At 33.8% G+C, this 23,772-nt stretch carries 25 protein-coding genes; all 25 read left to right on the top strand.

Annotation, left to right across the window (positions count from 1 at the left end; genetic code table 11):
- Positions 1-6 precede the first annotated feature (6 nt).
- The 25 genes from NZD88_RS10070 (at position 7) to NZD88_RS09950 (ending at position 23,718) form a co-directional block, all read left to right on the top strand.
- Positions 7-459 carry a hypothetical protein gene (locus NZD88_RS10070; RefSeq protein WP_259829038.1) on the top strand — a complete coding sequence of 151 codons (453 nt, stop codon included), beginning with the start codon at positions 7-9 and terminating at the stop codon, positions 457-459.
- A 3-nt stretch (positions 460-462) separates the two neighbouring features.
- Positions 463-1,326, top strand: a complete 864-nt coding sequence (gene rfbA / locus NZD88_RS10065) for a glucose-1-phosphate thymidylyltransferase RfbA (RefSeq protein WP_169233948.1) — start codon at positions 463-465, stop codon at positions 1,324-1,326.
- 198 nt (positions 1,327-1,524) lie between these two features.
- The gene (locus NZD88_RS10060; protein ID WP_259829037.1) at positions 1,525-1,941 is read left to right on the top strand and encodes a sugar 3,4-ketoisomerase; all 417 of its coding nucleotides are present in this window, start codon (positions 1,525-1,527) and stop codon (positions 1,939-1,941) included.
- Positions 1,942-1,947: 6 nt separating this feature from the next.
- Positions 1,948-2,475 (top strand): GNAT family N-acetyltransferase, encoded by a 528-nt coding sequence (locus NZD88_RS10055; protein ID WP_259829036.1) that lies wholly within the window; start codon positions 1,948-1,950, stop codon positions 2,473-2,475.
- Between the two features lie 4 nt (positions 2,476-2,479).
- The gene (locus NZD88_RS10050; protein ID WP_259829035.1) at positions 2,480-2,710 is read left to right on the top strand and encodes an acyl carrier protein; all 231 of its coding nucleotides are present in this window, start codon (positions 2,480-2,482) and stop codon (positions 2,708-2,710) included.
- A 128-nt stretch (positions 2,711-2,838) separates the two neighbouring features.
- Positions 2,839-3,069, top strand: coding sequence for an acyl carrier protein (locus NZD88_RS10045; protein WP_259829034.1), 231 nt, complete (start codon positions 2,839-2,841; stop codon positions 3,067-3,069).
- Between the two features lie 10 nt (positions 3,070-3,079).
- Entirely contained in the window at positions 3,080-4,048 is a 969-nt protein-coding gene (locus NZD88_RS10040; protein ID WP_259829033.1) for a ketoacyl-ACP synthase III, read from the top strand.
- 22 nt (positions 4,049-4,070) lie between these two features.
- Complete coding sequence (locus NZD88_RS10035; RefSeq protein WP_259829032.1) at positions 4,071-5,171, top strand: DegT/DnrJ/EryC1/StrS family aminotransferase; 1,101 nt, start codon at positions 4,071-4,073, stop codon at positions 5,169-5,171.
- Between the two features lie 264 nt (positions 5,172-5,435).
- A complete protein-coding gene (locus NZD88_RS10030; protein ID WP_259829031.1) occupies positions 5,436-6,284 on the top strand; it encodes an ABC transporter permease in 849 nt (282 codons plus the stop codon).
- 23 nt (positions 6,285-6,307) lie between these two features.
- Positions 6,308-7,582 carry an ABC transporter ATP-binding protein gene (locus NZD88_RS10025; RefSeq protein WP_259829030.1) on the top strand — a complete coding sequence of 425 codons (1,275 nt, stop codon included), beginning with the start codon at positions 6,308-6,310 and terminating at the stop codon, positions 7,580-7,582.
- Between the two features lie 18 nt (positions 7,583-7,600).
- Complete coding sequence (locus NZD88_RS10020) at positions 7,601-8,617, top strand: acyltransferase family protein (RefSeq protein WP_259829029.1); 1,017 nt, start codon at positions 7,601-7,603, stop codon at positions 8,615-8,617.
- Entirely contained in the window at positions 8,617-10,284 is a 1,668-nt protein-coding gene (locus tag NZD88_RS10015; protein WP_259829028.1) for a glycosyltransferase family 2 protein, read from the top strand. Before NZD88_RS10020 ends, NZD88_RS10015 begins: the two co-directional genes overlap by 1 nt.
- Positions 10,285-10,296: 12 nt before the next feature.
- Positions 10,297-11,232, top strand: a complete 936-nt coding sequence (locus tag NZD88_RS10010; RefSeq protein ID WP_259829027.1) for a glycosyltransferase — start codon at positions 10,297-10,299, stop codon at positions 11,230-11,232.
- A 7-nt stretch (positions 11,233-11,239) separates the two neighbouring features.
- Positions 11,240-12,172 (top strand): glycosyltransferase family 2 protein, encoded by a 933-nt coding sequence (locus NZD88_RS10005; protein WP_259829026.1) that lies wholly within the window; start codon positions 11,240-11,242, stop codon positions 12,170-12,172.
- An 18-nt stretch (positions 12,173-12,190) separates the two neighbouring features.
- Positions 12,191-12,859 carry an NAD-dependent epimerase/dehydratase family protein gene (locus tag NZD88_RS10000; RefSeq protein WP_259829024.1) on the top strand — a complete coding sequence of 223 codons (669 nt, stop codon included), beginning with the start codon at positions 12,191-12,193 and terminating at the stop codon, positions 12,857-12,859.
- Entirely contained in the window at positions 12,860-13,780 is a 921-nt protein-coding gene (locus NZD88_RS09995) for a glycosyltransferase family 2 protein (RefSeq protein ID WP_259829023.1), read from the top strand.
- 86 nt (positions 13,781-13,866) lie between these two features.
- Positions 13,867-14,784, top strand: a complete 918-nt coding sequence (locus tag NZD88_RS09990) for a glycosyltransferase family 2 protein (RefSeq protein ID WP_259829022.1) — start codon at positions 13,867-13,869, stop codon at positions 14,782-14,784.
- The gene (locus tag NZD88_RS09985) at positions 14,774-15,463 is read left to right on the top strand and encodes a GNAT family N-acetyltransferase (protein WP_259829021.1); all 690 of its coding nucleotides are present in this window, start codon (positions 14,774-14,776) and stop codon (positions 15,461-15,463) included. The genes NZD88_RS09990 and NZD88_RS09985 overlap by 11 nt, the downstream gene beginning before the upstream one ends.
- Positions 15,450-16,574, top strand: a complete 1,125-nt coding sequence (gene rffA, locus NZD88_RS09980) for a dTDP-4-amino-4,6-dideoxygalactose transaminase (protein ID WP_259829020.1) — start codon at positions 15,450-15,452, stop codon at positions 16,572-16,574. Before NZD88_RS09985 ends, rffA begins: the two co-directional genes overlap by 14 nt.
- 33 nt (positions 16,575-16,607) lie before the next feature.
- Positions 16,608-17,393: a class I SAM-dependent methyltransferase gene (locus tag NZD88_RS09975; RefSeq protein WP_169233930.1), complete on the top strand. Its 786-nt coding sequence runs from the start codon at positions 16,608-16,610 to the stop codon at positions 17,391-17,393.
- Positions 17,394-17,396: 3 nt separating this feature from the next.
- On the top strand, positions 17,397-18,974 hold the full coding sequence (locus NZD88_RS09970) for a hypothetical protein (protein ID WP_259829019.1): 1,578 nt from the start codon (positions 17,397-17,399) through the stop codon (positions 18,972-18,974).
- 6 nt (positions 18,975-18,980) lie between these two features.
- A complete protein-coding gene (gene asnB, locus NZD88_RS09965; RefSeq protein ID WP_259829018.1) occupies positions 18,981-20,777 on the top strand; it encodes an asparagine synthase (glutamine-hydrolyzing) in 1,797 nt (598 codons plus the stop codon).
- Positions 20,777-21,715, top strand: coding sequence for a glycosyltransferase family 2 protein (locus NZD88_RS09960; RefSeq protein WP_259829017.1), 939 nt, complete (start codon positions 20,777-20,779; stop codon positions 21,713-21,715). The genes asnB and NZD88_RS09960 overlap by 1 nt, the downstream gene beginning before the upstream one ends.
- Positions 21,712-22,710: an acyltransferase family protein gene (locus NZD88_RS09955; RefSeq protein ID WP_259829016.1), complete on the top strand. Its 999-nt coding sequence runs from the start codon at positions 21,712-21,714 to the stop codon at positions 22,708-22,710. The genes NZD88_RS09960 and NZD88_RS09955 overlap by 4 nt, the downstream gene beginning before the upstream one ends.
- Positions 22,711-22,773: 63 nt before the next feature.
- Positions 22,774-23,718: a glycosyltransferase family 2 protein gene (locus NZD88_RS09950; RefSeq protein WP_259829015.1), complete on the top strand. Its 945-nt coding sequence runs from the start codon at positions 22,774-22,776 to the stop codon at positions 23,716-23,718.
- The last annotated feature ends 54 nt before the right edge of the window (positions 23,719-23,772 follow it).

Genomic DNA, 23,772 nt, shown 5'->3' with positions numbered 1-23,772 from the left:
ATGATCATGAAGCACTTTCTTCTGTTGCTTTCTATAGTATTCTTTTCTCTGGCAGGAGCTCAGACACTTCCTCCGCCTCCAGCGGCGGCTAATCTGGCTCAAAAAAGCCTCATCGATGAATTTATAGAAGTTTCCCATTATGAAGAAGCGCTCAAGAATTACGTCAAAGGGTATATTGAACTTAAGATGTTCGACTACAACGTAGACCCACCAAAGGAATTACTTACCAAAGAACAGGCCCGCTCTATTATCAGAAACTTTGATTTTGATGGTTTTAAAACTTCATTGTACAGTTCTTTTTCTTTTATTTCAGAAGAACATTTGAAAGAACTGGTTCAGTTTCACAAAAATATAGGGGGCAAGTTATCACAAAACAATTCTATTCTTTTAATGAATCCCACCATTGATCTAAATATCAGAAACCAGATCGATCACACAATACAAAACATAAAAAAATAACCGATGAAAGGAATCATATTGGCCGGAGGATCCGGAACAAGACTTTACCCTCTTACAATCGCCGTAAGCAAGCAACTGATGCCTGTTTATGACAAACCGATGATCTACTACCCTCTTTCAACGCTGCTTTTGGCAGGGATCAAAGATATACTGATCATCACAACGCCTCATGACCAGCCAGGGTTTATCAAACTTTTGGGTGATGGATCTCAGATCGGATGTAACATAGAGTATGTGGTACAGCCAAGCCCAGACGGACTGGCACAGGCTTTTATTCTGGGGGATACATTTATCGGAAATGATCCTGTTGCATTAGTATTAGGAGACAATATCTTCTACGGCTCTGAAATGGGCACATTGCTGAAAAACAAAACCAATCCGGATGGTGGGGTAGTTTTCGCCTACCACGTTTCTGACCCGGAAAGATATGGTGTTGTCGAATTTGATGATGATTTTAAAGCTGTTTCCATTGAAGAGAAGCCATTAAATCCAAAATCAAACTATGCAGTTCCCGGCTTATATTTTTACGATAATGAAGTTGTAGAAATCGCAAAAAACATTCAGCCTTCTGCAAGAGGAGAACTTGAAATCACTGATGTCAACAATGTTTATTTAAGTAAAGGAAAACTAGAAGTAGGTGTTCTGGACAGAGGTACCGCCTGGCTCGACACAGGAACTTTTGACTCTCTGAATGATGCTTCTGAATTTGTAAGCGTTATTGAAAAAAGACAGGGGTTCAAAATCGGGTGTATAGAAGAAATTGCCTTCAGAAATAAATTCATCAACGAAGAAAAATTACTTGAAACCGCTGAAAAATACGGTAAAAGCGGTTACGGTGAATATCTTAAGCAACTCGTTAGAAAATAATAGTATAGTTATATTATTATAAATCTCAGCAACTATTGGCTTTATAGCCAGTAGTTTTTTTTAGTCTAGCCCCTTCTAACACTATCTTATAGTCCGAGGTAGATTTTTATGTATAGCTATATAATAATAACAGGCTTCTTTCCGATAGTAATTTTATAATTAACTTTGGGAACTTTAAAGAACTATTTAGAAACATTAATGGAATACAATAAACCACAAATCATTACATTCGATAAAATAGGATCATCACAACTGGGCTATATTACTATAGCGGAGACACAGAAGAATGTTCCTTTTGAGATCCAACGTGTCTACTGGACTTATTATACACCTCATGATGTAACGAGAGGCGGACATGCCCATAAAGCACTGCAGCAAATGATATTTGCTGTTTCCGGAACCATTATTTTTAATACGGAAGATAAGGATGGCAACAAGGAGACTTTTACTTTAGATCATCCTACCAAAGGGCTGTATATTCCCAAACTGGTATGGAGAGATATTCAGTTTTCACATAATGCCGTACTGTTGTGTCTGGCTTCGGAAATCTATGACGAAGATGACTACTTCAGAGATTATGAAAGTTTTAAAGAGGTAGCACAAAAAAATAAATAACAGAAGATGGTAATCGAATATAAAGGAATTAAATTAAGATTTGTTGAGACTGATGACGCTGCATTTATAGTATCCATCAGGAATAATGAAAAAAAGTCAAGGTTTATTTCAAAAACTTCCCCGGATGTCAACGCTCAGAAAGAATGGATCTTAGGCTATAAAGAACGTGAGCAACAGAAAAAGGAGTTTTATTTCATCGCATTTGATGAAAACAATGAAGAGTACGCAACATACAGGGTTTACAAAATAGATTCCGGACTGCCTGAAATAGGAAGCTGGGTCTCTAAACCTGAGTATTCAAACATTAAGAATTCCATCAAAGTTGATATTGCGGTGAAAAATTACGTTCTGAATGAATTAGGATTTGACACGCTTCAGTTTGAGGTAAGAAAGCAGAACACTTCCGTGAACAGTTATCATAAACTTTTCCAACCCGAGCTGATCAGAAGCGACGATGAAAATAATTATTACCTGCTAAAAAAGGACACTTTTAATACAATACTTCCAAATATTCTCAAAAAATTCAAAATATAAAACTATGTCAATAAACGAATTTATTAAAAATTTCCAGGCGCAACTGGAAAATACAGATACAATAGTAGAACCTGAAACAGCTTACAATAAAGAAAGTTACTGGGATTCTCTTACTGCAATGGTGATAAAAGTAATGATCGAAGATGAATATGGCGTTGATATGGAGCCTGAAAAGATTACTTCGTTCAAAGACATCAACGAGCTTTATGCTTTTGTTGCTGAGAAAAAACAATAATTAATTTAAACCCAAGACACTCATCATTAAAAACTATTTCAGCTCAAACTGATCAGATAACCATTATTATATTAAAAAACTTTAATCATCTATTTACCAAATATTTTTAAAATTTAAAGTATAATCATATGTCAGTTAATGAATTTATCAGAAATTTCCAGTTGGAGTTAGAAAACCCGGATACCCCCATAGGTCTGGAAACAGAATACAATAAAGAGAGTTATTGGGATTCTCTTACGGCCATGGCAGTAAATGTAATGATTGAGGACAATTACGGCCTTGATATTGACCCTGAAAAGATTACATCGTTCAAAAATATCAATGAGCTTTACTCCTTCATTATTGAGAATAAAAAATAAACAGTAAATAATGGCTTTTATACAACATATTTCAACCTATATTCCGGAGAAAACAATTTCCAATGAGGAGATTTCAAAAAAATTTCCGAACTGGGACAGTGATAAAATCCTAGATAAGATAGGGATCAGAAACAGAAATATTACCGGTGATGATGAGTTTACTTCAGATATTGCGGTGAAAGCTCTTAATAAGCTGATTGATGAACACAAAATCGACAAGTCTTCCATAGATTATCTGATCGTATGTACACAAAGTCCAGATTACTTCCTTCCTGCAACAGCCTGTATCGTGCAGGCTCAAGCTGGTTTAAAGACCAGTTGTGGGGCTATAGATATCAATCAGGGATGCTCGGGATATATTTACGGGTTATCTCTTGCCAATGCTCTTATTGATGCTAAAATGATGAACAATGTAGTTTTGATAACGGCAGAAACCTATTCAAAACACATTCATGAGGATGACAAGGGAAATATAAGTCTTTTCGGAGATGCCGCAACGGCAACACTTATTTCCAATGATGGAGATTTTGAAATTTTAAAATTTTCTGTAGGAACAGATGGAGAAGGTGCCAAAAATTTAATCGTTAAAAACGGTGCGGTAAGAAACAAAAAAACAGAAGACGCAGAAGACAAAGACAATTATCTTCACATGAACGGTCCGAAAATTTTTGATTTCACCTCAAAAGCAATTCCAGGTCTGGTTCAGGAAAATTTAAAAATCAATGGATTTGAAAAAAGTGACATTGATACTTTTATCTTCCATCAGGCCAATACCTTTATGCTTGATTTTTTAAGAAAAAGAATTAATATTCCGCAGGAAAATTTCGTTATAGACATGCTGGATTATGGTAATACCGTATCATCTACGATTCCCATTGCGTTTAAAAATTCACTTACAACAAGAGATTTAAAAAACATCATGCTGGTAGGTTTTGGAGTAGGGTATTCATGGGGAGCAGTTTGCTTAAGAAAAAAATAAATCAGCGTTAAAATAAAGTATTATGATAAAATTTCTTGATCTTCAAAAGGTCAATTTACAACATCAGGAAGAAATTGAAAACAAACTTTTAAGTGTTTTCAGAAGCGGTTGGTACCTTTTAGGAAGCGAAGTCAAAAGCTTTGAAACCAATCTGGCATCATATATCGGTTCAGAATATGCTTTAGGCGTAGCGAACGGCCTTGATGCCCTACGCTTGATTTTCCGCGCTTATATTGAATTAGGGATAATGAAAGCCGGAGACGAAGTTCTTGTGCCAGCCAATACCTATATTGCTTCAGTTCTGGCTTTATCTGATAATGGACTGGTTCCAGTATTTGTAGAGCCTGATGCCAATACCTATAATATTGACATTTCAAAAATTGAAGAAAAAATAAGTGCAAAAACGAAAGCTATTCTTGTTGTTCACCTTCAGGGAAGAATTGTTTTTTCTGAAGAACTTAAAAATATTGCCCAAAAACATCAGCTAAAGATCGTAGAAGATAATGCACAGGCTATTGGAGCAGAATGGAACGGTATAAAATCGGGTAATCTTGGTGACGCAGCCGGTTTCAGTTTCTATCCTGGCAAAAATTTAGGGGCTTTAGGCGATGCAGGAGCAGTAACTACCAATGACAAAGAATTGTTCGACACCATCCGGGCAATAGCCAATTATGGCTCAAACCAGAAATATGTAAACATTTATAAAGGCTTAAATTCAAGACTGGATGAAATTCAGGCTGCCGTTTTAGACGTAAAGCTTAAATACATTGGGCACGAGAACGGGACCAGAAGAAAAATTGCTAAAAGATTGATCTCTGAAATCAATAATCCCAAGATCATCCTTCCTGAAAATCCGGCTGATGAAAATGAACATGTATGGCATGTTTTTGTGGTAAGAACAGAAAAAAGGGATGAGTTCCAGGCTTATTTAACAGAAAAAGGAATCCAGACTATCATCCACTATCCTATTCCACCTCATAAGCAGGAAGCCTATAAAGAATATAGTGACCTTTCATTTCCTATTACGGAAAAAATGCATGATGAGGTACTGAGTCTTCCTATTTCTTCTGTTTTGGAAGAAGAAGAAATTCAGGCGATCATTAAAGCAGTCAACGAGTTTTAGGTTAAACAAAAATTACTGTAAGCAGATTCAACACCTGCTTCAGGTAAAGAAGCAGTTACAGTGAATATTTTAAACAATTAGTGAAAAAATAAGATTCTTATTGTAAATTTCAAGAACTATTAGTTTTATGGCTAATAGTTCTTTGTTGATAATAACAAATAGTAATATATTAGTTGTTGTTTTCAGGATTATGTGAATAAATATTCACTAATTAAAAAAATTGAATAAGAATTAAATATTTTAAATTTGCAAAAACTTACACAAATGAATGAACCACAGCAGAAGTGGACAGAAACGATTGATGCCGATCATACTTTATTTGATTTAAAATTAAAGGAAGTATGGAAATATAAAGACTTGATTTATATGTTTGTAAAAAGAGATTTCATATCAAGCTTTAAACAAACTATTTTAGGTCCTATCTGGTTTTTTATTAATCCCATTTTAACAACTATTGTATATCTTGTTGTATTTAGTAAAATTGCTAAATTACCTACAGATGGCGCACCCCCCATTTTATTTTATCTTGCAGGCGTTACGCTTTGGAATTATTTTTCAGGCTCATTGTTGGGAACCTCCTATACATTCTCAGGAAATGCCTCAATTTTTGGTAAAGTTTATTTTCCGAGACTTGTAACTCCCCTTTCAGTTGTAATTTCCAATTTGATGCGTTTCGGAGTTCAGCTTCTTCTTTTTATTATTGGTTGGGGCTACTACTTATATAAAGGAGAAGTTCATCCTAACATCTGGATTCTGGCTACTCCTTTTCTCATATTTCTTATGGCTCTGTTTGCCTTAGGAGCAGGGATGATATTTTCTTCTCTTACTACAAAATATAAAGATTTAAGCATGTTGCTTGGGTTTGGGGTAAGCTTATACATGTATGCCACACCGGTTATTTTTCCGGCATCCTCACTTCCGGGAATTTTTAAAAAACTATCTTATTACAATCCCTTAACCGGTATTTTCGAATGTTTCAAATATGCATGGTTAGGTGTTGGAGATTTTTCTCCTATAATGTTAGGGATTAGTACGATCATTATTCTTATTCTTTTGGCCATAGGAGTAGTCGTCTTCAATAGGGTTGAAAAAACCTTTATGGATACTGTATAAGTTATTAAAATAAAATTTAAAATATGCTAGCTTTAAAGGCAGAAAATATATCAAAACAATACCGCTTGGGACAAGTCGGAACAGGAACTCTTTCTCACGATTTAAATAGATTGTGGTATACCATTCGAGGAAAAGAAGATCCATATCTCAAAATTGGCGAAGCTAATGACAGAACAACCAAAGGAACTTCTGAATATGTATGGTCTCTTCGTGATATTGATTTTGAAATCACACAGGGAGATGCCGTAGGAATCATTGGAAAAAACGGAGCAGGAAAATCTACTTTATTAAAATTATTAAGTAAAGTAACAAAGCCTACTACCGGAAAAATTTATACCAAAGGTAGAATTGCATCATTATTAGAAGTAGGAACAGGTTTTCATCCAGAAATGACAGGAAGAGAAAATGTATATCTAAATGGTGCTATTTTGGGAATGACCCGAAAGGAAATCACAAGAAAATTCGATGAAATTGTGGCTTTCTCAGGGGTTGAAAGGTATATTGATACGCCTGTAAAAAGATATTCATCGGGAATGTATGTCCGTCTTGCGTTTGCCGTAGCAGCCCATTTAGAATCCGAAATCCTTATTGTGGATGAAGTATTGGCTGTTGGTGATGCTGATTTCCAGAAAAAATGCTTGGGAAAGATGGGTGATGTTACAAAGGGAGAAGGAAGAACCGTATTATTTGTAAGTCATAATATGGCTGCCGTAAGAAGACTTTGTCAAAAAGGGATACTTTTAAAGCAAGGAAGTATCGTTTGTCAGGATAATATGGAAAATGTTTTAAACCGATATGATCTGGAGTTCAGAAGTGGTGAGAAAAATTTTGAAATTAATTACCCATCGGCAATTGATGCTAAAATGCAAATAAATAGAGTAAAACTGGCAAAACCAAACGACCACCACATACTTTTTACTGACGATGATCTAATATTTGAATTTGATCTCACTACTAGAACTCCTGTGGAGGATGCTTATATTACCATTGACATCAAAGATCAGCATGATGAATTAATCTATTGGACTTCCGATTATACTAGCCAAAGGTATATTAAAAGTGAGAAAGGAGAATGGAAATTACAGTGTAAATTACCAAAGGGGATGCTTACACAAGGTTATTATGTTGCAACTTTTGCCATTTATTCTCCATTGAGTAATCAGGTTATTCATTATATGCCTAATTTTTTCATCAATTTTGAATTAGAAGAAAATGAAAACTCATACCTGCAACAGTTCGGAATCATACGACCTGGTAAAATAGGATTGCAAAGTGATTGGAATGCTGAAAAGAAATAATCTTAATGTGATAATTTTATGAAATTCGGTTTTATAAATTCAGCCAGAGGGATTGCCATATTAATGGTAATTTCAGTACATATTTCACAAATATATCATTTCAAATCTGATACAATGAAACTGTTTTTCGATTACGGACAAATGGGTGTACAATTGTTTTTTATTGCTTCTGCATTTACTCTTTGCATTTCCCATGATAGTAGAAAAACTGAAAACCATGCAACTACAAATTTTTATATAAGACGTTTTTTTAGAATATTTCCAATCTATTACTTAGGAATAATATTGTATTATTTTTTAAATTCTTATTTTAAAGATAGCAATAGTTATACTCCAAAAAATATATTAGCAAATATCGTATTCCTACATGGACTTATTCCTTCTGCAAACAATTCAATTGTTCCGGGAGGGTGGTCTATAGGTACTGAAATGTTATTTTATACAGTTTTCCCGTTTTTACATAAGTTCCTATTTTCTGGTTACTTAATGATAAAATCGATTTTTATTATATTTATATGTTATTTTTTATTTCTTTTTTTTAAAATTAATATCACAAATAATTCTTTTTTATATTTTAATATTCTTGTTCAGCTTCCTGTTTTTATAATTGGGATTCTTTATTATAATTATAATAAAAAGATAAGTTTATTAAATGCCATTTTCATTTTTATAGCCTTTACAGTTATATCTTTTTATTTCTGGAAAATCAAATCATTTATCTTTGTTCCTCTTCTTTCAGGAATATCATTTTGTGGACTTATTAAGATTTTAGAAAAAACATTTATAAATAATATTATTTTTCAAAAAATAGGGATGGTATCATACTCAATATATATTATTCATTTTATTCTGGCTTTCTATTTATTAGATCCTACAGAAAAATTACAAAATATGCTTTTGTATTTGATTTTAACAATTGTTACCTGTTATCCTGTAGCATTAATTCTTGAAAGATATTTGGAAAAACCATTTATAAATCTGGGTAATAAAATAATAAAACACAGAGATAAAACACTGATTAAAGACACTTTATAATGATTTCTATCGTTACAGCATATTATAACCGTAAAGAACTTTTCAAAAGAACACTGGAAAGTATTAAACTTCAAAATTACCAGGGAAATTTTGAAGTAATCGCTGTGGATGACGGAAGTAAAGAGGAAGAACGGTTAGAAGATTTAACGCTGAAATATCCTTTTCTAAAAGTAATCCGACTTGATCCTGATAAAAAATGGTATCAAAACTCATGTATACCTTTCAATATTGGTTTTAATGCAGCAAAAGGTGATCAAATAATCCTTCAAAATCCTGAATGTTTTCATTTGGGAAATATTCTAGAATACACAGATAAAAATCTTAAAGATAATATTTATCTCAGCTTTGCTTGCTTTTCTCTTGATAAAGAAGTAACAGACAACCTGAATGAAATCATTAAAGCTCCTGAAAGAATTAAACAAAACATTCAGGAGAACGACCACATTGTAACAAAAGATGGCGACGCAGGATGGTATAATCATTCTACTCACAGACCGGAAGCCTATCACTTTTGTACTGCTATTACCAAAAAAGATTTGGATAGTTTAGGTGGCTTTAGCGAATTGCTCTCATTGGGAATTGCTTTTGATGATAATGATTTCGTTTGGAGGGTAAAAAGAAAAGGAATGAAAATTACCTTTGTTGATTCTGAAATTATTCTTCATCAAAACCATTACAGTCCGAACTCTACATCTTATCAAAACAGAGTGAATAAGGAACTTTTATTTGAAAAGAATAGAAAAATATTCAATAATATTATCCAGAAAAATGGTTATCAGGCTAATCGTTTTTTAAAAAATGTACCTTTTAATATGAAAGTTTACATTATACCAATGCTCATTTTCATTTTAAAATTAAAAAACTACTTAAAAGAAAACACAAAAGGAATCAGAAAATATATAAGTTTTATCAAAAGCTTGATGAACAATCCTGTTCTTAGATCCCAATATTTTGAACCTAAGAAAATTCCGATTATTATAATTAACTACAACCAGTTGTTTTATTTAAAACAGCAGATAGATTTTTATCTCAAAAGAGGTTTTAAAAACATTATAGTGATAGATAATCAATCTACCTATCCCCCATTATTAGAATATTATAAAGAAATAAAAGACAAAATCACAATCGAGTATCAGAAAGAAAATGCAGGACATTTAGTGTTTTTTAAAAGCCCAGTTTTACAAAAAAAATATTCAAAGGGATATTATATCGTTACAGATGCGGATATCATCCCTAATGATCAACTGCCTGAGAAATTTATGAGAATTCTTATTAATAAGCTATTTAAATATTCAGGTAGAATTACAAAAATAGGATTTGCTCTTCGGCTGGATGATATTCCTGAAAGTTATCCATTGAAAAGAAATGTTCTTAACTGGGAATCCCAGTTTTGGCAGAAAGAAGCAGAAAAAGACATGTTTTTTGCTGATATTGACACTACTTTTGCGCTTTATACTCCTAATTATATCCCTGATACGAGTAAAAGAATATTCATGAATGCCATTCGGATGGCCGCTGATTTCACATGCACACATGGTGGATGGTATCTGGATATAAATAATCTTAGTGATGAGCAAAAGTTTTACATCAATACTTCTTCCAACTCAAATTCATGGAAAGTGGATGAAAAAGGCAAATTGGACGGTAATTATAAAAACATCTATTAATTATATTAAACAATGAAAGTATCGGTTGCTTTATGTACCTATAATGGTGAAAAATACTTATCTCAACAGCTGGATTCTATTCTTACTCAGACTACGGCTCCGGATGAGATTGTTGTTTGTGATGATATGTCAACAGATTCAACTATTGAGATTCTTTCAGCTTATCAACAAAATTATCCACATATTTTTAAAGTCTTTAGAAACGAAACGAATTTAGGATTCATTAAAAATTTCGAAAAAGCAATTATCTTAACTACTCATGAAATTATTGTCATAAGTGATCAAGATGATATTTGGGAAAAAGATAAAATAGAGAAAACCATACATTTTTTTGAAGCTAATGTTCAATTTGACGGAGTATTTCATGATTTAAAACTGATGGATGAAGAAAATACTCAACCATCATACCTCAACTGGAAAAATATTTCGCATGAAACTGTTAATAAAGAAATTTCAGAAGGTGAGCTTTTTACAGCATTAGTAAATAAAGGAAGCTTCATTCTGGGGTGCGCCTTGGCAATAAAAAGAGAAGCCTTGGCAAAACATAACCTTAAGGATTTCCCGGTAGCCCACGATTATTTTATTGTTCAAAAACTGAGCATGAAAAACGCACTTGGGTTTATTTCTAAATCACTGTCTTCATACAGGCTGCATTCTAATCAAGTATATGGTTTAAGGTCTGCAGTCGAAAAAAAAGATACTGAACAACTTCCAAAAAGCAAACAATATTTTAAAGATTATGTACATCCGTATTTAAATGCTTTAAAAAGAGCTAAAGAAATATCACCAAAAGAAGATCATAATAAAACAGAGCTTTATTCAAAGTTTATTACTCATAGAAATGCCTATCTCAACACAATGGGGTTTATAGACAAAAAGATCTATATTGCAAAATGTGTTCGATACAACTATTTGGATCTAAAAATAGCTGATATATTTACAATCTGATAACGTTATGGACATAAGCATTTGTATCACTACATATAAACACGAAAAATATATTGAGGAATGCCTCAATAGCATTTTCGCGCAGGAATTCGGCGGTGATTACGAAATTATTATATGCAACGACAATTCTCCGGATAATACAGAAGCAGTGATTAATAAAATGATTAATCACCATCCTCAAGGAAATAGAATTAAGTATTTTAAAAATATTCCGAATTTAGGATATGTAAAAAACACACTATTCTCCTTTTCGAAAGCATCTGGAAAATATATTGCGATCTTAGACGGTGATGACCTTTGGATAGATTCTTCTAAACTCCAGAAACAATTTGATTTTTTAGAAAAACACCCCAATTTTTCAGCTACGGGAACCGATTCTAAAGTTGTGTATGAAGATACGCCTACTCCCAGTCACAGTTTTTCAGACCATCCGGGAGATGAATTATCAAAAGATGATTTGACAGATTTAAAAATATGTCAGACTTCTACTTTCTTTTTCAGAAAAGATATTTTAAAAGAAGATTTTCCTACCGATATTATCTCTGCAGACAGATGTCTCTATTTATTGGCCGGGTGCTATGGCAAAATCAAAATATTGCCTGAGAAGATGAGTACTTACCGACAATTCAGTGGTAGTATTTCAAAAAATGTAACGTCTGATGTCATGAAAAAAGACTTTGCAATTATTCCTTTTGTCAAAAAATATAATCCGGATTACAGCTCTTTCAAACTAAAAACTTATTTTTATTTTACATTGATGTCTTACTCTAATGTAATCTCTAAATTTGATTTTTTTAAGGCAAGTACAGGGTATTTTTTTTATAATGTTTTATCCAAATTTTCTCTTAGTCCGGTTAAATTATATTTAGCCATAAAGTGGAGCAGACATACCATTAAACAGAAATACGACATTAAAAAACAAAACAGCAGTTTTGTATAAGTTTTAAAACAAAAATAAATGATTATAGGAACTGGACTTATCGCAAATTCTTTAAAAGACATCAATTCGGAAAATAATTTATTTTTCGCATCCGGTGTTTCTAATTCCCTTGAAACCAGAAGTTCAGAATTCGAAAGAGAATTTTCTCTGCTAAGAAGCACTTTAGAAAATAATAAAAATGCCAAACTGATTTATTTTTCCACGCTTAGTGTGAATGATCAGTCAAAGCAGGAAAGCCATTATGTTTTACATAAATTAAAAATTGAAGATTATATAAAAAATAACTCTGAAAGCTACCTCATCCTAAGAATCGGTAATATTGTAGGTAACGGAGGAAATCCAAATACGTTGTTTAATTATCTGAAAAATCAGATTATGAACAATCATAAGTTTGTCATTCACAGTAAAGCCAGAAGATTGTTATTAGACATTGATGATATTGGACGTTTCCTAGTCTCAAACTGCATGAATATAAAAAATGAAACAATTAATTTCGCTTATCCTTATTATTACAATTTAAAGGAAATTACAGAAGCAATTGAAAACAAATTGCAAAAGGATGCTCAGTACGAAAAGTCTGAAGAAGGAGACTTTTACAAGGTAAATTTTGACGATACTACCAACACGTTTTTTGCAGGAGTAAAACCCGAGGAATATTTGAAGATTTTAACTGATAAATATATTTAAATGCCTAAAATTTATTTTATAATTGTCACTTATAACGCCATGAAATGGGCTGAAAGATGTTTTACAAGTTTAAGACAATCCTCAGTTCCTGTTAACTGTATTGTCATTGATAATTGCTCTACAGATGGTACACAAGAATATATAAAAACCCATTTTCCGGAGGTAGATTTTATTCAGTCTCAAGAAAATTTAGGCTTCGGAAAAGCCAATAACCTCGGCATAGAAAAAGCCTACAAAGAAGGAGCTGATTTCTTTTATCTGATGAATCAGGATGCCTGGCTGTATGAAGAAAGTCTTGAAAAATTACTGGAAGTATACCATTCTCATCCCAATACAGCTGAAATTGGGATTATGAGTCCCGTGCATATAGACGGGACAGAAAAGAAACTTGACATATTTTTAGACAAATACATTGCCTACAACTGTGAGAAAACAAGGCTGATCTCTGATCTCTATTTTCAGTCGCTGAAACCTTATTATGAACTTGATTTTGTTAATGCCGCCCATTGGCTGCTTCCAAAAAAAACAATAGAACAAGTAGGTGGTTTCAATCCTTACTTTTTTCATTATGGTGAAGATAATGAATACGTAAACCGGGTTCACTTCCACAAAATGAAAATTATTCTTGCTCCCGCCAGCAAAGTGGTACACGACGGCAAACAGTCTCTGAATAAGATAGATTACACCAAATACAAGGATTTGAGTATAGAAACAAAGATTTTAGACCCTAATCATCATGATTCTTTGCAGCGGGAAAAAAAAGCATTGCTTCAAAGTATTGTAAAAAATTCTTTAACAGGGAATCTTGACAAGGCTAAAATACATTTTAAAAGTTATAAAAGTATAAGCAAAAACACACCTGAACTCTTGAAAATTAAAGAAAAAATATTAAAAGAAAGAAACTGTTTCCTTAATCTATAAGTAAAAAAAGGATTATTTTTATAATTCAAAGAAACTAAATTGATTATTTATATATTTGAAAAAAAATTTATTATTCCCTACAATTCATGATTAGTATCGTTAGTCCGGTTTATCGTGCAGAAAAAATACTTCCCATTTTAGTTTCCGAAATTAATAAAGTCTCTGAAAAGATGGGTGTGGACTATGAAATCATTCTTGTTGATGACAGAAGTCCGGACAATTCGTGGGAAGTCATGAAAAGTCTCGCTGAAAAAAATAAACATCTTAAAATTTACAGATTAAGCCGAAACTTTGGTCAGCATCCTGCTATCATGGCTGGCTTAAGCAAAGCCAAAGGTGAATGGATAGTCGTAATGGACTGCGATTTACAGGATCAGCCCAAAGAAATCGAGAAACTGTATCATAAGGCTCTTGAAGGCTATGATACCGTTCTAGCAAGGAGAGAAATCAGAATAGATTCTTTCTTTAAAAGATGGAGCTCTAAAATGTTTTACAAGGTTTTTAATTATCTTGCCGGAATTGAAATTAATAATGAGGTCGCTAATTTTGGAATGTACCACAGAAAGGTTATTCAGTCTGTCTTAAATATTAATGACAATATCAAATTCTTTCCATTGTTCGCCAACTGGGTGGGATTTAACTCAACAAATGTTTCCGTAGAACACAGTTCCAGAGAAGACGGAAAATCTTCATACAGTCTTTCAAGGCTCATTTCACTTGCTTTCAATGTGATTATATCTTTTTCAGATAAGCCTTTGAAAATTTTTGTAGGCTTTGGTGCTGCCATTTCCTTTTTATCTGTTTTAGTTGCCGCTTTTTTTACAATCCGTTATTTTGAAGGAAAAATCACTGAACCAGGTTTCAGTTCACTCATATTATCCATTTGGTTTCTATCCGGTGTGGTCATCAGCTGTATTGGGGTCGTAGGCATTTACCTCGGAAAGACTTTTAACCAAACAAAAAACAGACCTGTCTTTATAATTGATGAAGCTTATGAAAATTAATTTTTTACAGTGGGACAGCGATTTTTTCAGAAAAAAAATTGGAGACATCACTATTGATAAAGAAGAGAATATAAACTCTGAAGATTATGACCTGATTGTCGTAAAACAACCTTCAGCGTTTGATTTCAGTTTAAAAGGATATCAATTGTATTTTACAGAGACAAAGGTTAATTTTATAAAAACATTAAACCCGCTCCATCATACGGATTTCGGGGCGATAAGAGACACCGATACCGATGAAAAAGAAGTAGATTATTTCAAGAGCCTAGCTTACGAAAGCGGAAAAAAAAGCAGATTTTTACTTGATGAAAAATTTGGCGAAGTAAAATTCAGAGAGCTCTATAATATGTGGGTGATCAATAGTCTCAACAAAAAATTTGCTTTAAAAACCTTTTATATTGAAGAAGACGGAAAGGCAATAGGCTTTGTAACCCTTCAACAATATGACAGTCTAGGGAAAATTGGATTAATTGCCACACATCCCAATTTTCAGGGGCAGGGATTCGGTAAAAAATTATTAAATAAAGTGGAAGACTTTTGCGTTAAAAATGGAATAACGCATCTGGAAATTCCTACTCAAAAAGAAAACATCCAGGCCTGTTCTTTTTATAAGAAGCAAGGCTATACCATAAAAGATGAATTAATTATAAAACACTATTGGAAAAATGATTCCCTTTAACAAACCTTATCTTACCGGAAAAGAAACAAAATATATAGAAGAAGCTGTAGCCACCGGAAAAATTTCAGGGAACGGTATATTTACACAAAAATGCCATACATTCTTTGAAGAAAAGTACGGCTTCAAAAAGGTTTTGCTCACTACTTCCTGTACAGATGCTCTGGAGATGTGTGCTATTCTGGCGGACATCCAGTCGGGAGATGAAATTATCGTTCCGAGTTATACTTTTGTATCATCAGCGCTGGCTTTTGTAAGACAGAACGCAAAGATTATTTTCGCAGACTCCTATCCTGACAATCCTAATATTGATGCTGATACAATTGAAAATTTAATCACGGATAAAACCAAAGCGATCGTTGTGGTTCATTACGCAGGAATTGCCTGTGATATGGAAAAAATCCTTGAAATCGCTAAAAAACACAATCTTATCGTCATTGAAGATGCTGCTCAGGCAATTGACAGTTATTATACCTTCAGAGACGGAACAAAAAAAGCATTAGGCAGTATCGGTCATCTGGGAGCATTCTCCTTTCATGAAACCAAAAATATTATTTCAGGAGAGGGCGGAATGTTGACAATTAATGATGAACGCTTTATTAACAGAGCAGAAATTATTTGGGAAAAAGGAACCAACCGCTCCATGTTTTTCCGCGGTGAAATTAATAAGTATGGATGGGTAGATACGGGATCATCCTTCCTTCCGAGTGAAATTATCTCCGCTTTTCTTTGGGCACAACTTGAAAATATAGATGATATACAAAAAAAAAGACGGGCAATTTGGAACCGCTATTATGAAGGACTAAAGGATAACAAAAACTTCTCACTGCCGGTCATTCCCGAATTTGCAACCAATAATGCGCACATGTTTTACATTGTTTGCAAAGATTTGAGTTCCAGGACAGAGCTTATTAAAAAACTAAAAGAAAATAGTATTCTGGCAGTATTTCACTACCTTTCTTTACACAAAAGTGAGTTCTATACTCAAAAACATAATAGCAGAGAACTTCCCAACTCTGATCATTTTGAAGAATGCCTTTTAAGGCTGCCATTCTATTTTGAACTGGCAGAAACCGAGCAGGAAAAAATAATCAATATCATTAATGAACAGTAAATAATTTCATAGTGCGAAAGCATTAACACAACGATGAAAAACATAGACAAAGAAAAATTTAAAGACGAATACCAAGTAAGAAACGGGAAATATATCTTCATTCCGGTTCAGGAAGAAGTGGTAACAGATTTTCTTGATAAAATAAAATATAAAATAAAGAAGTTTAATAAAATATACAGTGCCCTCATTGAGATCATCAGCCCTGTTTATCCTCAGCCTTTTTTTGATGCAAAACGCATAATCCGAAACGAGATCAGAGGAAAAAATGTAGTCGCGCTGAACCTCGGCAGCGGAAATTCAGATTTCGGAGATGATCTTCTGAATGTAGACCTTCTTCCTTACCAAAATGTGGATATCATCTGTGATATTGAAAATATTCCGTTTAAGGATAATTCGGTAGACTACATCATCAATATTGCAGTTTTGGAACACGTCCCGAATCCTCAAAAGGTAATTGCAGAAATTCACAGAGTTTTAAAACCTGGAGGGAAAATTTACAGTTTCATTCCGTTTATGCAACCTTTTCATGCATCACCTTATGACTTCCAGAGATTTACTTTTGAAGGGATGAAACACCAGTTCAGAGCATTTGACATTTTAAAACTGAAGCCTATCGGTCCTACATCTGGAATGCTTTGGGTAGTTCAGGAGTGGTTTGCATTGGTATTTTCTTTCGGAATCAAACCTCTTCACACCGTACTTTACTTACTTTTTATGGTTCTTACCTTTCCTATAAAATTTTTGGATGTGATATTTCAGTTCTATCCAATGAGTAAAAACGTTGCATCAGGATTCAGCATTTTGGCTCAAAAAAAATAATTCATGGAAAGATCTCAATACAACTATGAAAATATCTTAAGCTGGATTTTTGTTATAGGTTCATTGTTTATAGGGTATATTGCTTATTCAAATCTGGATAAAGGTTTCATTTTTAACGATGAAGCATTCTATCTCTTTTACTACAAAGATCATGGAAGTTTACCTACCATAGACTCTACTAATTTTTACAGAATTTTCAAATTCCTTTTTACAGAAAACATCTATCATTTTAGAATAATTACCTATGCATTATTGAATATTTCTACGTTCCTTGTTTACCTCTTTGCTGGTAAATACTATAAGCTTAAAGTCAATGCCTTTTTAATTGGTTTCCTGGGAATTACAGTAAACTTTATAAGCTGGGGAGTCAGCAATATTGTTATGCACCAATATATCAGCAATACCATCCTGATTAATCTCGCTTTAGCATTTATATTCATTTATCTTATTTACAATAAGTCCTTACCTTTAATAATCTCTGGATTCTGTCTTGGAATATTATTGTTTAATGGCATCCCACATACCATTGTTATTATTCCCATAGCAGGCTTTTTATTTTTTAATTTCTGGAAGAAAGACAGAAAAATAATTTTCTACATCATTGCCGGAGGAATAATGGGAATTATCTTTTACTTTACTTTTATTGAAGACTTTTCAAAATTCATTTCTCAGTTTGAATGGATAAAATATTACAAACAATTCCACACCAAACAGCATCCTAAGAGATTTTTTATATTTTGGATTTTAAAAGTTGCAGGGTTTATATTTCTTCCATCATTACTTCTGATTGGCTATTTATATAAATTTTCAAAGAATAAAATACAACACACCAACTATATCCTGATAGTTCTGGGTGTGATTTTTGTGATCTCCTATCTGTTTCATCCATCTATTTATATCAATTATGTGCTTCTAGCGCTTTTGATTTACAGATATTTTCTTGAAGATATCTGTCTTGAAAAGAAAACCATGCTTATTGTTTTATCACTTATTCCTTTTGGACTTTCTTTTGGATCGGGGGCTTATTTTGAGGTACGGGGAACTTTATACAATCTTTACTACTACCTTGCATTATCGATTATTATTTTATCAGTGTATAGGGTAAGGATATATGCAGCTCTTGTTGTTCTTTTTATCTACCAATATTTAGTTTTCCCAAATTTATTGAAAGAAAAAGGCTGGAAAGATTTTATTTTCACAGAACAAACTGAAAAAGTAAAAATAAACGGCTACGATTTATACTTAGATAAAGGAAGGACAAAAGATATTGAGGATCTTCGTCCCTATTTGCAAAATCAGCCTAATGTCATCTACTCCAGTAATCACTTGATAGGATACTTGTATATTTTAAACGCTTCCCCACCTATGTATTACTATTTTGCACTCAAAGATTATGTAAGATTTATTATTAAAAAAGTGGGTAAGACTCCAGATGATTTCATCTATATAGAAAGCAATGACTATCCTTTCCTATCAAGAGAAATTGTACCTTTACAATTCGTGGATCATCCGGAAAAATACAAAGTAGTAAAAACCGGAAGATTTACATTATACCTTCCCTCAAATTATCAAAAAAAATAAAAACACATGTGTGGAATAGCCGGAATTATTGCTAATAATGCTAGAAATTATCAGGAAGAAATCCAGAAAATGACGGATTCTATGATCCACCGTGGCCCAGATTCTTCGCACTATGAATTTTATGACCACGCAGCCTTAGGCCACCGCAGACTCTCTATTATAGACCTGTCTGATAACGGAAAACAGCCCATGTTCTCCAATACAAAAAACGAATGTATTGTTCTTAACGGCGAGATCTATGGATACCTGGACATTAAAAAGAACTACGCAGAATATCCCTACCACGGAGGTTCGGATACAGAAGTTATTCTGGCTATGTACCAGAGAAAACAGGAAAACCTCATCCATGACCTTCCGGGAATGTTTGCTTTTGCCATCTGGGACAATCAGAAGGAACAACTATTCTGCGCCAGAGACCGTTTTGGGGAAAAACCGTTTTTCTATGCGATAGGAAGTAACAATGAGTTTATTTTCGCTTCAGAAATCAAGGCTATTCTGGCCTCCGGACTGATCCAGCCGCAGATCAATACAGATGCCCTCTCCCATTATCTTCAATATGGATATGTAAGTACTTACCAAAGTATTTATAGTAACATTTTCACTTTACCTCCTGCTCATCAGCTGATCTGGAAAGAGGGAAAAATTACAGTCTCCAGATACTATAGCCTTCCGGCAAAAGACAGGACAATAAGTCTGTCCGATGCCAAAGAGGAATTCTTTTATCTCCTAAAAAATGCTGTAAAAAAACAGCTCATTGCAGATGTAGAGGTCGGAAGCTTTCTAAGTGGTGGACTAGATTCTTCATCTATTGTTGCGATGGTGAATGAGTTTCTGCCCAAACAGACAACGATCAGTTTTGGGTATGATCATAAAGACAGCGAACTTAAATTTGCCAAAGAAATTGCAGATCGATATAATACCAATCACCGTGAAGTTCATGAACAGAAAGGAGATGTTGCAGAATCACTGCTGAAAATATCTCCATTTTTAGATGAACCTTTTGCAGACACTTCTTATCTTCCTCATTATGAAATCTGCAAAAATGCAAGGAAAAGTCTTACAGTAGCGCTTTCCGGAGATGTAGGTGATGAGTTGTTCGGTGGATATCATTTTTATACCGTCGAAAATAAATTAAAAAACCATTTCAGTTATAAAAATATAATTGCCCAGTTTGGGTTAAAGCTGTATCAGAAAGCAAGGCAAACCTCTTTTGTTACCCAGCAAAATTTGAAGTTTTCATCAATTTTAGACTTCCACCAGAATTTTGTGAGGAATGATTTTAATAAAACAGAACGGGAAAGACTGGGACTGGTATCAGATTATAAACAGAGCTACAGCTTTACACCTAACCCCGATTCATTGAACGATATCATGAGAGTGGATCTTGAACATTATGTTCCCGGAAATATGATGGTGAAATCCGACAGAATGGCTATGGCCAATTCTTTGGAAGTAAGAACACCTTTCCTGGATATAGATTTTGCCGAATTCTGTATTCAGCTGCCGGAACAGTTGAAACTAACTCATGACAACGATAAGATCATTTTGCGTGAAGCCATGGGTTCATATTGGACAGAAACCATCAGAAAACGTCATAAACAAGGCTTTGGAATGAGCGTAAAAAGCTGGTTTGCAGAAGATAACCTGATGAAACTTTCTAATGACCTGTTAAAAAACCGGGACCAGAAAATCTTTAACTACATCGATTTTGATGCGGCCCAGAAATTTCAGACTAAAGACAATAAGCACTGGAACCTGCTACAGCTCGCTCTTTGGGCTCATAATAACCAATCTGTACTATAATGCTTGATATATCCGTCATCATTCCGGTGTATAACGCTTCAGAATTTTTAGAAAAATCTGTAGCCTCTGCCATGCAGTTTGAAGAAGTAAAAGAAATCATTTTAGCTGAAGATCAATCTACCGACAATTCACTTGAGATTTGCCGGAAATTAGCCAGTCAGTATTCTAAGATAAAACTGTTCCAGCACCCTGATCAGGGAAATCACGGGGCAGCTGCAACAAGAAATCTGGGTATTGAAAAATCATCCGGTACTTTCATCGCGTTTCTTGATGCCGATGATTATTATCTTCCTAATAGGTTTGATGCGGAAAAAAAAGCTTTTAATGATCAACAGATTGATGGCGTTTTTGGCGCCGTAGGGATTGAGTATTTAACCGAAAAAGGTAAACAGGAGTTTCAGTCTAAGTTTAATGATGTTTCGCTTACCACGGTTAATTACCCTGCAGAAGGAAAAGAAGTTTTCAAAGGACTTTTAGGTTTAACCTCTAAAAACTTCGGCACTTTTTTTCACTTGAATGCACTTACTGTCAGAAAGTCGGCTATTCAGAAAAATCACTTAAAATTTAATGAGGTTTTGCGCGTTCATCAGGACTCTGATTTTATTATTAAACTCGCGTACCATTGCTATCTAAAATCCGGAATTATAGACAAGGCGACAGGAATCAGAGGTATTCATGATGACAATAGAATTACCAAAATCATAAAATATTCTCCCCAATATAACGAAAGACAGTTTCTTTTTTGGAACTCTTTGTATGAATGGTCTCAAAAAAACATTTCAGATCCGGATGCAAAGCAACATATCTCTCTGCAGAAAAAAGCTTTTGAACTTTCTGTAAAAAAAGGATTTTCCAAAATGACAACTCTTTTTGGAGCCATTCTTAAAGATCCTAAGATTCTGAAAACAAAATATAGATTTACTTACACCCATTCATGAAACTCAATAATCTACAGATATTAAGAGGTATATCTGCATTGCTGGTCTGCTGCTTCCATTTCTCAGAATATATTAATTTTGAGAATCTGCGCCTTGGTGATATTTTGTTTAAAAGAGGAAGCATTGGGGTGAGTATTTTTTTTGTAATCAGCGGGTTTATCATGGCTTTTACAACTTTAAAAAAGGATTTCAGTATCAATACTTCGAAGGAAATTACTTTATTTTATAAGCGAAGAATCATTAGAATTGTACCTCTTTATTTTCTGCTATCCGGAGCATGGATGGTTATTGGAGGAACTCTCATGGTATATTTTCAGGATGAAGGCTTCAAAAGACTTATTCATTCTATCTTTTTTCTTCCACAAAAAAACACGTTCCCTGTATTGTATCTGGGATGGTCTCTTAATTATGAGATGTTTTTTTACCTGATCTTCGGGATGTCCCTTCTTTTCAAAAAAGGAAGATATATTTTTATTGCAACATTTTTTATTTTGACTTATATAGCCGGACTTTTATATCCACCGGAAAGTGCCTATCTGGAGATGGTTTGCAGTCCCCTGAATTTATATTTTGTGACCGGGATTGTATTTGCCATTTTGCTAGATAAGGTTTCAGTAAGTAAAAATTGGGCTATCCTATTATGTACTGTCGGTATTGTGTCTTTTTCAGCAGTATTATTCGGTCTTATTACGGTAACCAACAGTTTATTACTATTGCTGATTGTTTCTTTATTTGTTTTGTCGTTTCTGTTGTTCGATTATACATTCCAATTCAAAGGAAACCGTTTTCTTATCTTTTTAGGTGACATTTCCTATTCCTTGTATCTTTCACATCCTTTTGTCGAACTTTTTTTCAGAAGATTTAAAGTAGATGGATACCTCAATATTCCTTATTTTCTATTAAAAATTATCATTGTTATTGGCGTTGCTGCTTTTTTCTATTATTTTGTAGAGAAAAAAATAACTGAATATTTAAAACTTAAATTAAAAGCATAGAATAAAAAATTACACTATAAAAATATAAAAGTTATTTTAACTGTTCCAAAGATGAAGATGAAAATGAAAATATCAGTAATCATTCCTGTTTACAATGCAGAGAAATTTGTTACGCAGGCCATAGAATCCGCCCTTCAGTTTGATGAAGTTTATGAGGTCATCCTGATTGAGGACAAATCTCCGGATAATGCTCTGCAAATATGTCAGCAGCTTTCCGAAAAGAACGAAAGAGTAAAACTTTATCAGCATCCGGACAAGGGCAACCATGGTGCCAGCTCCAGCAGAAATTTAGGTATAGAAAAATCAACCGGTGATTTTTTAGCATTTTTAGATGCTGATGATTACTTTCTGCCGAACCGGTTTGAGGCAGAAAAGGAGCTTTTCAAGAATCCTGAAGTAGAAGGAGTTTATGGAGCTCTTGGTGTTCATTATTATTCTGAAAAAGGAAAGGAACAGTATTACCATCTCTTTGAGGACGGACTAACCACTGTGTACAAAAAACACCCTCCTAAAGATGTTTTTTTCGGACAAATGCATATGTTGGGATCGTTTGGACTCTTCAGCATTGATGCTTTAACGATCCGAAAATCGTCTTTAATTAAAAAAATGAATATACTGTTTAAGGATCACTTAAGACTTCATGAGGACACCGAATTTCTGTTCCGCCTGTCTTACTATCTTGATCTGTACCCGGGAAGCATTGACAAAGCTGTTGCCGTACGAGGTGTACATGAGCACAACAGAATAACCAAAGTGGACACCCATGAAGTGGATCCGGCGATCTCCAGAAGCCTGCTATGGAAAGAGGTCTACAGTTGGGCTCAAAAAGAGGATACGATTCCGGATGATGCTAAGATCCACATCAAAAGAATGCTCCGCAGTTATGAAATCGCTAAAGCTCCCCCATTAAAAAAATGGGGAATGGTGATAAAATATCTCGTCACCGACTACAGGAGTATCAGATCCGGTCTTTATAATATTAATTTTAAACACTCATTAATTTCTTAACATAATAAACTTTTTTTATTACAAGGCTGTTAAAATCCTTAAATTACATACTTT

This window comes from Chryseobacterium pyrolae (genome assembly GCF_025153485.1).
Taxonomy (GTDB): Bacteria; Bacteroidota; Bacteroidia; order Flavobacteriales; family Weeksellaceae; genus Chryseobacterium; species Chryseobacterium antibioticum.
The sequence above is the reverse complement of the archived record's forward strand: the minus strand, read 5'-3'. Positions and strand labels throughout refer to the sequence as shown.

What these genes read in the sequence shown, in the direction of transcription:
- rfbA (WP_169233948.1), top strand. Translation starts at nt 463, where the DNA reads ATGAAAGGAATCATATTGGCCGGAGGATCCGGAACAAGACTTTACCCT.
- NZD88_RS09960 (WP_259829017.1), top strand. Translation starts at nt 20,777, where the DNA reads ATGCTTGATATATCCGTCATCATTCCGGTGTATAACGCTTCAGAATTT.
- NZD88_RS10060 (WP_259829037.1), top strand. Translation starts at nt 1,525, where the DNA reads ATGGAATACAATAAACCACAAATCATTACATTCGATAAAATAGGATCA.
- NZD88_RS10005 (WP_259829026.1), top strand. Translation starts at nt 11,240, where the DNA reads ATGGACATAAGCATTTGTATCACTACATATAAACACGAAAAATATATT.
- NZD88_RS09975 (WP_169233930.1), top strand. Translation starts at nt 16,608, where the DNA reads ATGAAAAACATAGACAAAGAAAAATTTAAAGACGAATACCAAGTAAGA.
- NZD88_RS09985 (WP_259829021.1), top strand. Translation starts at nt 14,774, where the DNA reads ATGAAAATTAATTTTTTACAGTGGGACAGCGATTTTTTCAGAAAAAAA.
- NZD88_RS09970 (WP_259829019.1), top strand. Translation starts at nt 17,397, where the DNA reads ATGGAAAGATCTCAATACAACTATGAAAATATCTTAAGCTGGATTTTT.
- NZD88_RS10055 (WP_259829036.1), top strand. Translation starts at nt 1,948, where the DNA reads ATGGTAATCGAATATAAAGGAATTAAATTAAGATTTGTTGAGACTGAT.
- NZD88_RS10050 (WP_259829035.1), top strand. Translation starts at nt 2,480, where the DNA reads ATGTCAATAAACGAATTTATTAAAAATTTCCAGGCGCAACTGGAAAAT.
- NZD88_RS10025 (WP_259829030.1), top strand. Translation starts at nt 6,308, where the DNA reads ATGCTAGCTTTAAAGGCAGAAAATATATCAAAACAATACCGCTTGGGA.
- NZD88_RS10000 (WP_259829024.1), top strand. Translation starts at nt 12,191, where the DNA reads ATGATTATAGGAACTGGACTTATCGCAAATTCTTTAAAAGACATCAAT.
- NZD88_RS10020 (WP_259829029.1), top strand. Translation starts at nt 7,601, where the DNA reads ATGAAATTCGGTTTTATAAATTCAGCCAGAGGGATTGCCATATTAATG.
- NZD88_RS10070 (WP_259829038.1), top strand. Translation starts at nt 7, where the DNA reads ATGAAGCACTTTCTTCTGTTGCTTTCTATAGTATTCTTTTCTCTGGCA.
- NZD88_RS10040 (WP_259829033.1), top strand. Translation starts at nt 3,080, where the DNA reads ATGGCTTTTATACAACATATTTCAACCTATATTCCGGAGAAAACAATT.
- NZD88_RS09950 (WP_259829015.1), top strand. Translation starts at nt 22,774, where the DNA reads ATGAAAATATCAGTAATCATTCCTGTTTACAATGCAGAGAAATTTGTT.
- rffA (WP_259829020.1), top strand. Translation starts at nt 15,450, where the DNA reads ATGATTCCCTTTAACAAACCTTATCTTACCGGAAAAGAAACAAAATAT.
- NZD88_RS10010 (WP_259829027.1), top strand. Translation starts at nt 10,297, where the DNA reads ATGAAAGTATCGGTTGCTTTATGTACCTATAATGGTGAAAAATACTTA.
- NZD88_RS10030 (WP_259829031.1), top strand. Translation starts at nt 5,436, where the DNA reads ATGAATGAACCACAGCAGAAGTGGACAGAAACGATTGATGCCGATCAT.
- asnB (WP_259829018.1), top strand. Translation starts at nt 18,981, where the DNA reads ATGTGTGGAATAGCCGGAATTATTGCTAATAATGCTAGAAATTATCAG.
- NZD88_RS10045 (WP_259829034.1), top strand. Translation starts at nt 2,839, where the DNA reads ATGTCAGTTAATGAATTTATCAGAAATTTCCAGTTGGAGTTAGAAAAC.
- NZD88_RS09955 (WP_259829016.1), top strand. Translation starts at nt 21,712, where the DNA reads ATGAAACTCAATAATCTACAGATATTAAGAGGTATATCTGCATTGCTG.
- NZD88_RS09995 (WP_259829023.1), top strand. Translation starts at nt 12,860, where the DNA reads ATGCCTAAAATTTATTTTATAATTGTCACTTATAACGCCATGAAATGG.
- NZD88_RS10035 (WP_259829032.1), top strand. Translation starts at nt 4,071, where the DNA reads ATGATAAAATTTCTTGATCTTCAAAAGGTCAATTTACAACATCAGGAA.
- NZD88_RS09990 (WP_259829022.1), top strand. Translation starts at nt 13,867, where the DNA reads ATGATTAGTATCGTTAGTCCGGTTTATCGTGCAGAAAAAATACTTCCC.
- NZD88_RS10015 (WP_259829028.1), top strand. Translation starts at nt 8,617, where the DNA reads ATGATTTCTATCGTTACAGCATATTATAACCGTAAAGAACTTTTCAAA.